Source organism: Pseudomonas tremae (assembly GCF_023278125.1).
In the GTDB taxonomy this organism is placed as follows: Bacteria; Pseudomonadota; Gammaproteobacteria; order Pseudomonadales; family Pseudomonadaceae; genus Aquipseudomonas; species Aquipseudomonas tremae.
This window is the reverse complement of sequence record NZ_CP066270.1, coordinates 487,439-501,766: the sequence shown is the minus strand read 5'-3', so window position 1 is coordinate 501,766 and position 14,328 is coordinate 487,439. Positions and strand designations below refer to the sequence as shown.

Genomic DNA, 14,328 nt, shown 5'->3' with positions numbered 1-14,328 from the left:
GCGAACGAACCCGTCACGAAGCTTGAGCGACAGACAATACAATCTGTATTTTTTAGAGACAACCAGCATTTACAATATGTATATTGCCGATCACCCTACAGCCTGTATGATTCGACCCATGAACAGAAAATGGTATGAAGTCGCAAGACACGTCATGGAAACCCAGGACATCAGCCAGGAAGAAATGGCTGAGCGGATGGGCGTAACGCCCGGCGCCGTGGGGCATTGGCTCAATGGCAAGCGCGAACCGAAGATCGAGGTCATCAATCGATTTCTGGCCGAGCTGGGCTTGCCGATCCTCGCGACCTCCCTTCCATCCGACGAACCTGGCATGAACAACGTGGCGCAAACGGTGCAGCCTTCGCGTTTCTATCGATACCCAGTGATCAGCTGGGTCGAGGCCGGTGGCTGGAGCGAGGCGGTCGAGCCTTACCCTGCCGGATACACCGACACCTTCGAGATCAGTGACTATAAAGCCAAGGGCCGCGCCTTCTGGCTGGTCGTCCGTGGCGACTCGATGACAGCTCCCGCCGGCCAGAGTATTCCCGAAGGCATGCTGATTCTGGTGGATACCGGAATCGAGCCCACTGCTGGCAAGCTGGTCATCGCCAAGCTTCCGGAGAGCAACGAAGCCACGTTCAAAAAGCTGGTCGAAGACGCCGGTCGCTATTTCCTCAAACCACTGAACCCCGCCTACCCGACCCTTCCGGTGACCGAAGAGTGCAAGCTGATCGGGGTTATCAGGCAAATGACGATGCGCCTTTAACGTTTTGCCGAGCATCCAGGCCCCGATCATTGGGGCTTTTTTATGCGCGATCTTCCAGTTCTGGCCGACACTCATGTAGGAAAAATTTGTAGCTTGCGTGGGAAACACCCCTCAATTACTGTATGCACATACAGTAAAAAGGAGTTCACGCATGTTGAAACAGACCCTCGACACATCACAACACGACGCTTACCTGGCCTTGGCGCAACGTATTCAAGACGCTATTGCCAGCGACAAGGCTCAGATCGAGCATCAGGTGCTGCTGGTCAGAGAGCCTGGGGAAGCGCATGAACACTGGGAACGGATTCTGGAACAGATCGGCGAGGCAGAAGGGGTTTCCGTGACTCGCAACCCGGATACCGGCACAGCACACGTCTGCTGGTACATCGACTCGCTGTAAAAAAATGCTACAGATCGTATTTAAAATACAAACTGTATTGTCATCGTTCACTACATATCGTATTGTTTGTTTGCACCCCATTTCGGGAGTACTCAACCATGCAAACCACAGGGAGTCATGGAATGAACGAGATACTGGATCAACTTCGCAAAGAATTCGCCACACCATGCCCTTCATTGAGCGCCGTCAGAGAGCGTTATTTTTCGCACCTGTCGAATGATCGCAATCTGCTGCGCAAGATCAACGCAGGCCGTATTGCCCTTAAAGTCAGCCGCACCGGAGGCACGCGTCAGGGCCATCCGTTCGTGTATTTGCACGATCTGGCTGATTACTTGAGCGACATCGTGACCAACAGGGCCGCGTGAATTCAAAAAACGCCGCAAAAGATGAAAGCGCTCTTGCCGACCTTTGCAGTCTTGAAAAATCTTGGTACGTTCGCGCTACAAAATAACAACAACCGGGATCCTCTCATGACCAAGACGTCAAGGCGCTGGCCCTTCGCGGCGTGCCTGTTATCGCTGGCTTGTGGCGCCGCCACTGCGGCGCCCTATTCGACCATGGTGGTCTTCGGCGACAGCCTGGCAGACGCCGGTCAATTCCCGGACACTGCTGGCCCGGCAGGATCCACGCTGCGCTTTACCAATCGCGTGGGCCCGACGTATCAGGACGGCAGCGGTGAAGTTTTCAATCTGAACTCATCGACACTGATCGGCAGAATGCTCAATGTCTCGGCGGCCGATCTGGCAGCGTCGACATCGCCGGTCAACGCCGCAGTGGGTCAGCCGGACGGCAATAACTGGGCGGTCGGTGGCTATCGAACGGACCAGATCCTTGATTCGATAAACTCGCAGTCCACGGTCGTCGACCCCAACTCTGGCACGCTGCTACGCAACCGGACTGGCTACCTGCCGGCCAACAACTTTCGCGCTGACCCCAATGCCCTGTATTACCTGACCGGCGGCGGAAACGATTTTCTGCAAGGTCGAGTGCTGAGTGCCAACAGCGCAGGGCAAGCCGCCAACCGCCTCGCCGACAGTGCGCAAGCGCTGCAACAAGCCGGAGCGCGCTACATCATGGTCTGGTTGCTGCCGGACATCGGCAAAACGCCCGCCATTAGCAGCACGCCATTGGCGTCCGCCACGTCGGCTCTCAGCGCTGCCTTCAATCAACAACTGGTCAGCCGTCTGGCACAGATCAATGCGCAGATCATCCCGCTCAACGTTCCGCTGCTGATCTCCGAGACGCTGGCTGAACCGTCGAGATTTGGTTTCGATCCCAATGAGAATCTGATTGCCACATGCTTCAACGGCGACAGTTGCAGAGAAAGTGCGACCAACGGCAGGTCCAGCGCGACGCCGAACCCAAACCGGGTGTTTTTCAATGACCGCGTCCACCCTACCGAAGCAGGTCAGCGGTTGCTGGCCGACTACGCCTATTCGCTGCTCTCGGCCCCTTGGGAAATCACCTTGCTGCCGGAAATGGCCAATGGGGCGCTGCGCATGCATCAGGACGAAATTCGTGCGCAATGGCTCAGCGACTGGGGTAACTGGCAAGGTGTCGGGCAGTGGCAGAGCATGCTTTCGGCAGGCGGCCAGAAGATGGACTTCGATGCACAGGACAGCTCGGCCGACGCTGACGGTCGAGGCTACAACCTGACCATTGGCGGCAGCTACCGTTTTGCCGAAAACTGGCGCACGGGGGTTGTTGTAGGGGCGTATCGACAGAGTCTGGAAGCCGGTCCAAAGGACTCCGATTACAAGCTCAACAGCTACATTGCCACTGCGTTTCTGCAGTATCAGGCCAACCATTGGTGGGGCGATCTGGCAGCCTCGGGCGGCAAGCTTGACTACGAGAGTGCCGAGCGCAAGTTTGCCTTGGGCGTCAGCGAAGGCCAGGAAAAAGGCGATACCGATGGCGAAATGTGGGCCGTCAGCGGACGAGTCGGTTTCGACATAGCGGGTGCTGCCAGTCGTTGGCACCTGTCGCCGTTCGTCAGCGCCGATTACGCGCATATCGATGTTGATGGGTATTCCGAAAAAGGCGACCGCTCTACAGCACTGACCTTCAGCGATCAGACCCGAAAATCCAAACGCGCAGGCGTGGGTCTGCAAGGCAAGTTCCAAGTCACCCCGACGACGCAAGTGTGGGGAGAAGTAGCGCGTGAGCGGGAGTTCGAGACCGATCAGCAGAACGTGACCATGTCACTCAACAGCGTACAGTCAGTCGACTTCACCCTGGAGGGCTACACACCGCAACGTGACCTGAACCGGGCGACGCTGGGCGTGAGCCAGAAACTCACCCAGGACCTGACACTGCGCGGCAACTACAACTGGCGCAAGAACGACGACGTGACGCAGCAAGGGGTGAATGTCGCGTTGAGTCTGAGTTTCTAAAAAAGACGCTGGAGCGTGAAGGAACGATAATCCTTGAACTATCGTGCCCATGCTCCAGCGTGTGCATCCAGCCGGCTCAGTCCTTGGCAGTCTGCGAGGCCAAGGCGACAGCGCGGAACATGGCGCGACGTTTGTTCAGGGTTTCTTCCCATTCCAATGCTGGCACCGAGTCGGCAACGATGCCGCCGCCGGCTTGCACATGCAGTTCACCGTCCTTGATCACTGCAGTACGGATCGCGATGGCAGTGTCCATGTTGCCGTTCCACGCCATATAACCTACAGCGCCGCCGTAGACGCCACGTTTCACCGGCTCCAGCTCGTCGATGATTTCCATGGCGCGGATTTTCGGCGCGCCGGACAACGTCCCGGCCGGCAGAATCGCCCGCAACGCATCCATCGCCGTCAGTCCACTTTTCAGCTGGCCGGTGACGTTGGACACAATGTGCATCACGTTGGAGTAACGCTCGATCACCATCTTCTCGGTCAGTTTCACCGTGCCTGTCTCGGACACCCGACCGACGTCATTGCGCCCCAGATCGATGAGCATCAGGTGCTCGGCGATTTCCTTATGGTCGGAGAGCAGGTCTTCTTCCAGCGCAATATCCTCCTCTTCGGTCGCGCCGCGAGGGCGGGTTCCGGCGATGGGACGCACTGTGATCAGATTATCCTCGACCCGCACCAGCACTTCCGGCGAACTGCCAACCACATGGAAGTCGCCGAAATTGAAGAAGTACATGTAAGGCGTCGGGTTGAAGCAACGCAGCGCCCGGTACAGATCGATAGGCGCCGCGGTGAAGTCGATGGACATACGTTGTGATGGCACAACCTGCATGACGTCGCCTGCGAGGATGTACTGCTTGATCGTGTCGACCGAGGTCTCGTAGTTATCCTGGGTAAAGCTGGAGCGGAACACAGGATCGGCCGCTGGCGGCCTGTCGAGATCCAGACCACGACGCGGCGTGATCGGTTGACGCAATTTGTTCATCAGCTCGTCAAGCTGCGCAACGCCACTGGCATAAGCGTCCTGGTGCGCAGGATCAGCCAGCACGATGGCGTGCATCTTGCCTGCGAGGTTGTCGAACACCACTACAGCATCGGACACCATCAACAGGATATCCGGCACGCCTAACGGGTCCGGGTTTGGACAATTGGCCAGGCGCTTCTCGACGTAACGTACGCAGTCATAACCAAAGTAGCCGACCAGCCCGCCATTGAAACGCGGCAGCCCTGCAATGGTGGGCACGTTGTAGCGCGCTTTAAAGGTCTCGACGAAGTCCAGCGGGTCTTCGACATCGAGGCTTTCGACCTCGACACCTTCCTGAGTCACGCTGACGTGATGGCCATGAACACGCATCACGGTACGGCATGGCAGGCCGATAATCGAATAACGGCCCCATTTCTCGCCGCCCTGCACCGACTCCAGCAAGTAGGAGTTGGGCTGATCGGCCAGCTTCAGATAGATCGACAAAGGTGTGTCGAAGTCAGCCAGGGTTTCGCGGGCAAGCGGGATGCGGTTATAGCCTTGGGCAGCCAAACGCAGGAATTCTTCACGGTTCATGAGCAACCTCGTGGTTTGAGGACAAAACGGTCAGGTAGGCAAACGTGCCGGCGGGCCGGCCAGAATCAAGTCAGGCGCGCCAACGCCAGCGGGCCAGGGCCTTGATGACTTTCATCCAGAGTTTGCGAGTGACCACCACGATGGATTCTCTTGAGGAGGGACGTTTGACGTCGGGCAACAGTATCTCAGCGTCCAGATCCAGGCAACCGGGAATCAATCTGCGCAGATCATCAATGACCATCGCCGGGTTTTCCTCGGCAATCGGCCTGCCGTGGTTGTAGCCATAGCTCAATGCAACGCAGGCTACACCGGCACCCTTCGCAGCCAGCACATCACTGCGCGAATCGCCTACAAACAGTGACTGCGAGGCAGGAACACCGGCCATCTTCATCACGAAAAACAACGCGGCAGGGTCGGGTTTTTTCTGCGGCATGGTATCGCCGCCGATGATCCAGCGAAAAAAGCGCCCTAGCTTCATTTCATCCAGCAGTGGCGCAACGAAGCGCTCCGGCTTGTTGGTGATCAGGGCCATCTCGACGCCCATCTTCTGCAACCACTTCAAGGTTTCGCGCACGCCCGGATACACCACAGTGAACTCGTGCTTTTCGGCATAGGCGCGCATGAAGATATCCAGCCCCCGCTCGGCCAGCGCCTCGTCGACACTGCTGTGCTCAAGGTTATCGGCAAGCGCACGGCGCACCAGCACTGGCGCACCGTTGCCGACCCAGCCACGAACCGACTCCAGACCTGCAGGTGGCCGGCCCAGCTCAGCCAGCATTTTGTCGACTGCAACAGCGAGGTCGGGAACCGAGTCCACCAGAGTGCCGTCCAGGTCGAACATGATCAGCTTGGGCAGTTGGCCTGCAAACAGCTTTTCAAAGCCGCTCATGCGCGGGCAGACGCCAGTTCTGCGCGCATCTTGTCGATCACTTCGCGATAGTCCGGGGCGTTGAAAATCGCCGAGCCTGCGACGAAGGTATCGGCACCTGCCGCCGCGATTTCGCGGATGTTATTGACGTTGACGCCACCGTCGATTTCCAGACGGATATCGCGGCCCGACGCATCGATCAGCGCTCGTGCTTCGCGCAGCTTGTTGAGCGTACCGGGGATGAACTTCTGTCCGCCGAAACCCGGGTTGACGCTCATGAGCAGGATCATGTCGACCTTGTCCATCACGTACTCCAGCAGGTTCAACGGCGTTGCAGGGTTAAACACCAGACCGGCCTTGCAGCCGCCTTCGTGGATCAACTGCAGCGAACGGTCGATATGCTGGGTCGCTTCCGGGTGAAAGGTGATGTAGGTGGCACCGGCTTCGATGAAATCGCCGATGATGCGATCCACCGGGCTGACCATCAGGTGCACGTCAATCGGTGCAGTGACGCCATATTTGCGCAGCGCGCTGCACACCATCGGGCCGATAGTGAGGTTCGGGACGTAATGATTGTCCATGACATCGAAGTGAACGAAATCAGCGCCGCAGGACAGCACGTTGTCGACTTCCTCACCCAGACGGGCGAAGTCAGCGGAAAGGATCGATGGGGCAATAACGAAGGGCTGCATGACGCACCTGTTTGAGCAGAATCACGGTGGTGCGCATTGTATGCCAACCGGGGCCTGGAGCGGTAAGCCTCAAGCTGCATGCCTATGGATTTGCTTCAGCGTGCGACCCGAAACCTGCCGCGCCTGGCGGCCTCCCGATTACTGAGCCGTTCTCAGCTTTTCGCTACGCCCCCTCAACCACTCCAGCACCAGCAGCAGTAACACCGAAAAGCCGATCAGCAGAGTCGCTGCGGCAGCGATGGTCGGGCTGAGGTTTTCGCGGATGCCGCTGAACATCTGCCGGGGCAAGGTTGCCTGCTCCGGCCCGGCCAGAAACAGCGTGACGACCACTTCGTCGAACGAGGTGGCGAAAGCAAACAGCGCACCGGAGATCACACCCGGCGCGATCAATGGCAGGGTCACGCGGCGGAAGGCTGTCAGCGGCGATGCGCCAAGGCTCGCAGCGGCGCGCACCAGGTTGTGATTGAAGCCCTGCAATGTCGCTGAAACGGTAATGATGACGAACGGCACGCCCAATACGGCATGGACCAGAATCAGCGAGGTGTAACTGTTGCCCAGGCCCAGAGGCGCGAAGAACAGGTAACTGGCGACACCGACGATCACCACCGGCACCACCATCGGCGAAATCACTAGGGCCATGACCAGCGCCTTGCCGGGAAAGTTGCCGCGTGTCAGGCCAATCGCCGCCAGCGTGCCGAAGCCCATCGCCAGCAATGTCGCCGCCGGGGCGACGATCATGCTGTTTTTCAAGGCGCGCATCCATTCCGCAGAATGGAAGAAATCCTGATACCACTGCAACGAGAAGCCTTGCAGCGGGTAGACCAGAAAGCTGCCTGAGTTGAATGACAGCGGCACGATGACCAGCACCGGCAGCACGAGAAAGAGCAGGATCAGCGCGCAGAGGATGCGCAAGGCGTAATACCAGATGCGCTCGATCGGCGATGTGTATGGATTCAACATGGTGGCGCTCCTCAGCTCAATCGCAGGCGGCTGGCGCCGACCAGCCAGCTATAAATCAGGTAAAGCACGATGGTTGCCAACAACAGCAACCCGCCAAGCGCGGTCGCCATGCCCCAATTGATGCTGGTGTTGGTGTAGAAAGCCACGAAATAACTGACCATCTGGTCATTCGGGCTGCCCAGCAAGGCCGGGGTGATGTAGTAGCCGATCGAAAGAATGAACACCAGCAGGCAGCCGGCACCTATCCCCGCGTAGGTCTGCGGGAAGTACACGCGCCAGAAGCTGGCAAACGGATGGCAGCCCAGCGAAATGGCAGCACGCATGTAGGTCGGGGAGATGTTTTTCATCACGCTGTAGATCGGCAGGATCATGAACGGCAGCATGATGTGCACCATCGAGATGTAAACGCCGACCCGGTTGAAGACCAGTTCCAGCGGCTTGTCGATAATGCCCATCGCCAGCAGCGCGCTGTTGATCAGCCCGCTCGATTGCAGCAGCACGATCCAGGCCGCCACACGCACCAGAATCGAGGTCCAGAACGGCAGCAGCACCAGGATCATCAGCAGGTTGCTTTGCCGTGCCGGCAGGTTGGCCAGCAGGTACGCCAGCGGATAGGCCAGCACCAGACAGATCGCGGTGATCACCAGGCCCATCCAGAAGGTGCGGGCGAATATATCCAGATAGATCGCCTGGTCCGGGGTTGCGGGGGCCACTTCGCCCAGATCATCGATGCGATGGTCCAACGCCGCCAACAGGTAATACGGCGTGACGCTGCTGGTGTTGCGGCGCACCGCCTGCCAGTAGGCGGGGTCGCCCCAACGTTCATCCAGTGCCTCCAGCGCTTCTTTATAGGAAGCCGGTTCGGTCTTGAACGGTAGCGCGCGGGCGGTCTTGCTGAGCAGGCTGCGATAACCGGCCAGCTCCATGTTCAGACGCTTGGACAGGTCACCCAGCGTGGAATTCTTGCGCGTTTCAGCCAGCTCCAGGCTCAGCGCCTTGTAGACCGACTCGGGCGGCAGCCCTTTGCCGTCCCATTTCTGCACTTCTACCACGGTGGTCGGCAATGCAGTCACGACCTCAGGGTTGCCGACACTCTTGTAGAGCAGCGCGGCGATGGGCACCAGAAACACCAACAACAGAAAAATCACCAATGGCGCGATCAATGCCTGAGCCTTCCAGCGGTTGACCCGCTCGGCGCGAGCGAGGCGTTGCTTCAAAGTGGGGCTGGCGCCTTCAGTCAAGGGCACGGCGATGGCCATAGCGAACTCCGGAATCTTTCAACAAGGGGGCGCCCCCGGCAACAGGAGCGCCCGGATCTGACTCACACAGCAGGGTTACTTGGCAGCCCAGGCAGTGAAACGCTGCTCAAGGGACTCGCCGTTGTCGGTCCAGAACGCCACATCCATCTGCACCTGATCCTTGATGTTCTCAGGTGTGGTCGGCATGTTTTGCAGGGTCTCTTTGTCCAGCAGCTTGACCGCCTGGGTGTTTGCCGGGCCGTAGGCGATGTTCTGCGAGTAGACCTTCTGTTGCTCGGGGCTCAGCATGAAGGCGATGAACTTCTTCGCTGCATCGGCGTTTTTCGAACCCTTTGGAATCGCCCAGGCGTCGAAGTCATACACCCCACCGGTCCAGACCACTTTCAGGTTGCTTTCTTTTTGCACGGCAGCGATGCGGCCGTTGTAGGCCGAACTCATCACCACGTCACCGGAAGCAAGGTACTGCGGTGGCTGCGCGCCCGCTTCCCACCACTGGATGTTCGGCTTGAGTTCATCGAGTTTCTTGAACGCGCGGTCCTGACCGTCTTTGCTGGCCAGTACTTTGTAGACGTCCTTTGGTGCAACGCCATCAGCCATCAGTGCGAATTCCAATGTGTACTTGGCGCCTTTGCGCAGGCCGCGCTTGCCGGGGAATTTCTTGGTGTCCCAGAAATCGACCCAGCCGCTCGGAGCACTGGCAACCTTGTCGGCGTTGTAGGCCAGCACGGTGGACCAGACGAAGAAGCCTGCGCCACAGGTGGTGATGGCGCCGGGAACGAAATCAGCGGCATTGCCGAGCAGTTTCGGGTCGAGTTCCTCGAACATGTCTTCGTCGCAGCCACGAGCCAGTTCTGGAGATTCGACTTCTACCAGGTCCCAGGAAACGCTCTTGGTGTCGACCATGGTTTTGACCTTGGCCATTTCGCCGTTGTACTCACCGGCGATGATCTTGCCGTTACCGGCCTTCTCCCAAGGCGCGTAGAACGCTTTTTCCTGCGCGGCCTTGTTGGCGCCGCCAAAGGAAATGACGGTCAGGTCGGTCGCGGCCATGGCTTGCGCAGCGCACATCATGCCCAACGTGATGGCGGTGAACTTCAAAGACTTCAACATAGATTCTTTTCTCCACGAGCAGTGTTGGTAAGCGATTGGGATGGGCGATCAGGTCGCCTCTGTTATTGCTTTTGTCGGTAGATCAATGCACTTGCTGCAAGGGATCGAGCGCACGCACATGCTCGACTTGCCAGCCGATGGGCACCACGTCGCCCACGTTCAGTGTCGAGTCCAGTTCGGCGATAGGCTGTTTGACGAAGAAGTCGGTCTTGCCTGCTACTTCCAGACGCACACGAACGTGATCACCGAGGTAAATGAACTCGGCCACACGACCCGAAAAACGGTTGGCGCAGCTTTCGCTCCGGCCGTTGAGATGGATGCGCTCGGGCCTGATGGACAGCGTCACCGGGCCACCCGGCTGGCCGACGTTGATTGCCAGCGCGTGTATTTTCTCACCGCGCTCCAGCTCGACCACGCAACGGTCGCCGTCTTGGCTGACCAGCCGCCCGTTGAGCCGGTTGTTCTCGCCGATGAAGTTGGCCACAAAGGTATTTTTCGGTTCCTCGTACAGGCTGCGCGGCGGCGCGATCTGCTGGATCTCGCCCTGATGGAACACCGCAACCCGGTCTGACATGGTCAGGGCTTCACCCTGGTCGTGGGTCACATAGACCACGGTCACGCCTAGGCGCTGATGCAGGTGTTTGATCTCCATCTGCATGTGCTCACGCAGTTGCTTGTCGAGCGCGCCGAGCGGTTCGTCCATCAGCACCAGTTGCGGTTCGAACACCAGCGCACGCGCCAAAGCCACACGCTGCTGCTGACCACCGGACAACTGCGCAGGGTAGCGATGCGCGAACGTGTCCAGCTGGACCATGCCCAAGGCTTTTTTGACCTTCTCGCCGACATCCGTTTTGCTCATGCCGCGCACCGTCAGCGGGAACGCGAGGTTCTCGGCAACCGTCATGTGCGGGAACAGGGCGTAGTTCTGAAACACCATGCCGATATCGCGCTTGTGCGGTGGCACGTTGTTAATGGCACGACCACCCAGGAGGATTTCGCCCGCCGTCGGCGTTTCGAAGCCGGCCAGCATCATCAGGCTGGTGGTCTTGCCAGAGCCGGACGGGCCAAGCAGGGTCAGGAATTCGCCTTTGCGAATGTCCAGGTTAAGGTCTTTGACGATCAGTGCTTCGCCGTCGTAGCTCTTTTGCACACCACGAAAGCTGACCAGAACATCATTTGCCCCAGCGCTTGTATCGACGTCGCTCATCACCCACACCTTTGTTTTGTCTGCGTAGGCCCAAGACTAGAGCAGCCTGCATCCCCCGCAAATCGGGGGCCGAGAGAGAATCACCCAGGCAAGCTGGAAGGCTAGGCGTAGGAATTGCCCTACAGAGATGGCGCGATTGAGCTAGTTGAGACCATCGTTATCCACTAAGGGGGCAGTGTGGGAGCGGACTTGTCCGCGAACTGCCGGGGACCGGAAGCAAGACCGGCGACCTCACTAGGTCAGATTAATCAAGATGGCCGGTTTTGGGGCCGCTTCTCAGCCCATCGCAGCCGTCGTAACCTCCTGAAGCTCCCACGCCCTCTGGGCAGAAGCTCAGATTCCAGGCTCTTCAGGGCGCATGCATAGCGATGATCAGAGCATCGGCCCGACACTCTGCTGAGGTGTCGTTTTCAGACTCAGAGCAGTTTGTGCTCCATCGCGTATTTGACGAGGTCGGCCAGCGAGTTGAGCTTCATTTTCTGCATCAACCGCGCCTTGTGGGTGCTGATGGTCTTGCTGCTCAGGGCCAGTTGCTGGGCGATGTCGTTGACATTGGCGCCCTGAGCCAGACGCTCGAACACCGAAAACTCGCGCTCCGACAGTAGCGAATGCAAAGGCCGGTTATCGGTAAGGCCTACTTCGAAGACCATGCGGTCGGCAAGATCGGGGTCGATATAGCGTCCGCCTGCCGCGACCCGGCGAATAGCCGTCAGCAGCAGTGCAGGGTCGCTGTCTTTGGTTGCATAACCTGCGGCGCCGACTTTCAAGGCGCGCGCTGCCATTTGCGCCTCGTTGTGCATTGACAACACCAGGATCGCTGGCGGATTGGCCAGTGCACGAATCCGCGGAATCGCCTCCAGGCCGTTAACGCCTGGCATGGAAATATCCAGCAATACCACTTCACAGGCCACATGGCGCAGGGTCTCAAGCAACTGCTCGCCATTGCTGGCCTCACCCACCACTTGCAGATCCCTGGCCAGGCCAATCAGCTGCTTGATCCCTTCACGCACGATAGTGTGATCTTCAGCTACCAAAACACGAATCACGGTTGTCGCTCCTGAGCGGTGGGGTCCAGCGGGATGAACGCGCGCAAGGTTGTGCCCTCTCCTGGCTCGCTGTCCAGCTCCAGTCTGCCGCCGAGCATCAGCACACGCTCGCGCATCCCGACCAGACCGAATGAAACCGCCCTGCCCGACTCGATGACAAAGCCCTTTCCGTCATCGGCGATGGTCATGCATAGCATCTGGTCTTGCAGCGTCAGGCTGATGTCCACCGTATGCGCCTCGGCATGACGCATGACGTTGGTCAACGCCTCCTGAAGAATCCGGAACATACCGGTAGCCTTGGTATCACTGAGCAACGGAAGATTGTCAGGCACCTGCACCAGACAGGGAATCTGCGTACGCGCCTCGAAACGGCGTGCCTGCCATTCGATCGCCGAGGCAATGCCGGCGTCGAGAATCGGCGGCCGTAGCGCAGTGGCGACATCACGCACCAGCTGAAACAACTGGGCAATGAGGCGCTTCATGCTGTCCAGCCGCTCACTCAAGCCAGGGTCGAGACTGGCATACGCCAGCTCGCACATTGACGTCTCCAGCTTCAAGACCGTCAACATCTGGCCCAACTCGTCATGAACTTCCCTGGCAATACGGCCTTTTTCCTCCTCGCGCACGCTTTCCAGGTGCGCGGACAATTCGCGTAGCTGATCGTGAGCGCGGCGGCGTTCGCTGACATCACTGAGGAACACCACCAGGTATTCGGCTTCACAAAAACGCAGGAAGCTCAGCGAGACGTCAACCGGCAGAAAACTGCCATCGGCGCGCAGGCAATGGGTCTCAAACACCTGCGGACTGCCCTCACTGGAACGTGCGCTCTTCCACAGATGAAGCCAGCGATCCATGTGCAGACCGGGATCGAAATCGATCAGCGGACGCTCAACCACATGCCCCGGCGCATAGCCCAGCATGGACTCCGCCGCCCGGTTGGCATAGCGCACGCGGCTGTCCCAGTTGACCCAGAGAATACCGACGGTGCTCTGATCAATGGAAAATTGCGCCAGGCGCAGCGCCTCTTCACTGGCGACATGGCGGGCAAGGTCTTCACGCCCGCCGAGCACCTCCCGCTCCAGCGCCTGCTGCTGGCGACGTTGCCAGATCACGATGGCAAAACAGGCCAGCAGCATCACCAGCAGCAGGATGCACAGGTTTTTCCAGAGTTTTGTCGATTCACTGAGGTGCGACGGGGTGAGTAGCATCCAGCGAGCATGCAGTTGTTCCAGCTGCCTGGCAGGAATCGCCCGCAAGGCTTCGCTGACGATAGCTGCCAGCTCAGGCGCGTCGCGCCGTGAAGCCACACGCAGCAGTTGCGGGAGGCCGATATCTCCCACTACCGCCAGCCCGCCGAACTCCGGCTCACGCAGCAGGCGACTCAATTGCGCCTCATCCACCACCGCGTAACGTGCCTGCTGACTGAGCAGCAATTGCAGCGCCTGACGCTCCAATGGCACGCCTTGCAGGTTCAAATGCGGAAAATTGCTACGCAGGTAATCGGCAGTAGCGCTCGGCATACGCACCGCCACCCTGGAAAGACTGTCGAGTTTTTCCAGTTCCACGGCGGTACCGCCATCACGTTCGCCGATCAACAGCTGCGACACCCGCAGATACGGATCGGAAAACACCCACAGACGCAGCCCCGCAGGGGTTTGCATCAAACCGGGGGCGACGTCGATTTCACCATTGCTCAGGGCTTTTTCCAGTGACGCCTGATCGGCAAAGTTTCGCCACAGCAACTCGGCCGGCAGGGTGGCCGCCAGTGCATTCATCAGGTCGACATTGGCACCGGACAACTGCTGTAAACGCTGGTCGAACTGAGCATAGGGCGCACGCAACACCAGACCGACCCGCAAAGGACCATGCTGATCAAGCCAGCTACGCTGTGCAGGACTCAACTGAGCAGCGGCAGATGTTTCAGGCTCTTCAGCCTGGGTACTCGCCATCTCAACCATCAAGAGCAAAGCCAGGCAGCCGATAAAGCCGGTGCGCAGAAGACGAATGATCAATGTGTCGCTCTCGTGTGTTCGCATGGCGGTCATGTGCCGCGCAGGCTCATGCCTGAC

Annotated in this window: 13 protein-coding genes; 4 read left to right on the top strand and 9 right to left on the bottom strand. The window is 58.9% G+C overall.

Features of this window, described 5'->3' with window-relative positions:
• The first annotated feature begins 154 nt into the window (after nt 1–154).
• From I9H09_RS02200 to estP, 4 genes are all read left to right on the top strand, one after another.
• Entirely contained in the window at nt 155–766 is a 612-nt protein-coding gene (locus I9H09_RS02200) for a LexA family protein (RefSeq protein ID WP_024670566.1), read from the top strand.
• 151 nt (nt 767–917) lie between these two features.
• Entirely contained in the window at nt 918–1,166 is a 249-nt protein-coding gene (locus I9H09_RS02195) for a DUF1654 domain-containing protein (RefSeq protein ID WP_005896665.1), read from the top strand.
• 122 nt (nt 1,167–1,288) lie between these two features.
• Nucleotides 1,289–1,531: a pyocin activator PrtN family protein gene (locus I9H09_RS02190; protein ID WP_005896663.1), complete on the top strand. Its 243-nt coding sequence runs from the start codon at nt 1,289–1,291 to the stop codon at nt 1,529–1,531.
• A 105-nt stretch (nt 1,532–1,636) separates the two neighbouring features.
• Entirely contained in the window at nt 1,637–3,559 is a 1,923-nt protein-coding gene (estP, locus tag I9H09_RS02185; RefSeq protein ID WP_122346685.1) for an esterase EstP, read from the top strand.
• Between the two features lie 76 nt (nt 3,560–3,635).
• Here the strand turns inward: estP and trpE are convergent, their stop codons facing one another.
• The 9 genes from trpE to I9H09_RS02140 all read right to left on the bottom strand — a co-directional run bounded on the left by trpE (nt 3,636) and on the right by I9H09_RS02140 (nt 14,304).
• Nucleotides 3,636–5,117 carry an anthranilate synthase component I gene (gene trpE / locus I9H09_RS02180; protein WP_055002692.1) on the bottom strand — a complete coding sequence of 494 codons (1,482 nt, stop codon included), beginning with the start codon at nt 5,115–5,117 and terminating at the stop codon, nt 3,636–3,638.
• Between the two features lie 70 nt (nt 5,118–5,187).
• Nucleotides 5,188–6,006, bottom strand: a complete 819-nt coding sequence (locus I9H09_RS02175; protein ID WP_122312005.1) for a phosphoglycolate phosphatase — start codon at nt 6,004–6,006, stop codon at nt 5,188–5,190.
• Entirely contained in the window at nt 6,003–6,677 is a 675-nt protein-coding gene (rpe, locus tag I9H09_RS02170; protein ID WP_024670570.1) for a ribulose-phosphate 3-epimerase, read from the bottom strand. Before rpe ends, I9H09_RS02175 begins: the two co-directional genes overlap by 4 nt.
• A 138-nt stretch (nt 6,678–6,815) precedes the next feature.
• The gene (locus I9H09_RS02165) at nt 6,816–7,637 is read right to left on the bottom strand and encodes an ABC transporter permease (protein WP_005896652.1); all 822 of its coding nucleotides are present in this window, start codon (nt 7,635–7,637) and stop codon (nt 6,816–6,818) included.
• Nucleotides 7,638–7,648: 11 nt separating this feature from the next.
• Nucleotides 7,649–8,896 carry an ABC transporter permease gene (locus I9H09_RS02160; RefSeq protein WP_005896650.1) on the bottom strand — a complete coding sequence of 416 codons (1,248 nt, stop codon included), beginning with the start codon at nt 8,894–8,896 and terminating at the stop codon, nt 7,649–7,651.
• Between the two features lie 75 nt (nt 8,897–8,971).
• Nucleotides 8,972–10,006, bottom strand: coding sequence for a polyamine ABC transporter substrate-binding protein (locus I9H09_RS02155; RefSeq protein ID WP_054991423.1), 1,035 nt, complete (start codon nt 10,004–10,006; stop codon nt 8,972–8,974).
• Between the two features lie 82 nt (nt 10,007–10,088).
• Entirely contained in the window at nt 10,089–11,213 is a 1,125-nt protein-coding gene (locus I9H09_RS02150; RefSeq protein WP_005896646.1) for an ABC transporter ATP-binding protein, read from the bottom strand.
• Nucleotides 11,214–11,629: 416 nt separating this feature from the next.
• On the bottom strand, nt 11,630–12,259 hold the full coding sequence (locus I9H09_RS02145) for a response regulator (protein ID WP_053480340.1): 630 nt from the start codon (nt 12,257–12,259) through the stop codon (nt 11,630–11,632).
• Nucleotides 12,256–14,304, bottom strand: a complete 2,049-nt coding sequence (locus tag I9H09_RS02140) for a sensor histidine kinase (protein WP_122346686.1) — start codon at nt 14,302–14,304, stop codon at nt 12,256–12,258. The genes I9H09_RS02145 and I9H09_RS02140 overlap by 4 nt, the downstream gene beginning before the upstream one ends.
• Between the last annotated feature and the right edge of the window lie 24 nt (nt 14,305–14,328).

Bases quoted from the DNA above. Each gene is read 5' to 3' on its own strand.
- I9H09_RS02160 (WP_005896650.1), bottom strand. From the start codon at position 8,896: ATGGCCATCGCCGTGCCCTTGACTGAAGGCGCCAGCCCCACTTTGAAG.
- I9H09_RS02195 (WP_005896665.1), top strand. From the start codon at position 918: ATGTTGAAACAGACCCTCGACACATCACAACACGACGCTTACCTGGCC.
- I9H09_RS02175 (WP_122312005.1), bottom strand. From the start codon at position 6,006: ATGAGCGGCTTTGAAAAGCTGTTTGCAGGCCAACTGCCCAAGCTGATC.
- I9H09_RS02200 (WP_024670566.1), top strand. From the start codon at position 155: ATGGAAACCCAGGACATCAGCCAGGAAGAAATGGCTGAGCGGATGGGC.
- I9H09_RS02150 (WP_005896646.1), bottom strand. From the start codon at position 11,213: ATGAGCGACGTCGATACAAGCGCTGGGGCAAATGATGTTCTGGTCAGC.
- I9H09_RS02165 (WP_005896652.1), bottom strand. From the start codon at position 7,637: ATGTTGAATCCATACACATCGCCGATCGAGCGCATCTGGTATTACGCC.
- trpE (WP_055002692.1), bottom strand. From the start codon at position 5,117: ATGAACCGTGAAGAATTCCTGCGTTTGGCTGCCCAAGGCTATAACCGC.
- rpe (WP_024670570.1), bottom strand. From the start codon at position 6,677: ATGCAGCCCTTCGTTATTGCCCCATCGATCCTTTCCGCTGACTTCGCC.
- I9H09_RS02140 (WP_122346686.1), bottom strand. From the start codon at position 14,304: ATGACCGCCATGCGAACACACGAGAGCGACACATTGATCATTCGTCTT.
- I9H09_RS02190 (WP_005896663.1), top strand. From the start codon at position 1,289: ATGAACGAGATACTGGATCAACTTCGCAAAGAATTCGCCACACCATGC.
- I9H09_RS02155 (WP_054991423.1), bottom strand. From the start codon at position 10,006: ATGTTGAAGTCTTTGAAGTTCACCGCCATCACGTTGGGCATGATGTGC.
- estP (WP_122346685.1), top strand. From the start codon at position 1,637: ATGACCAAGACGTCAAGGCGCTGGCCCTTCGCGGCGTGCCTGTTATCG.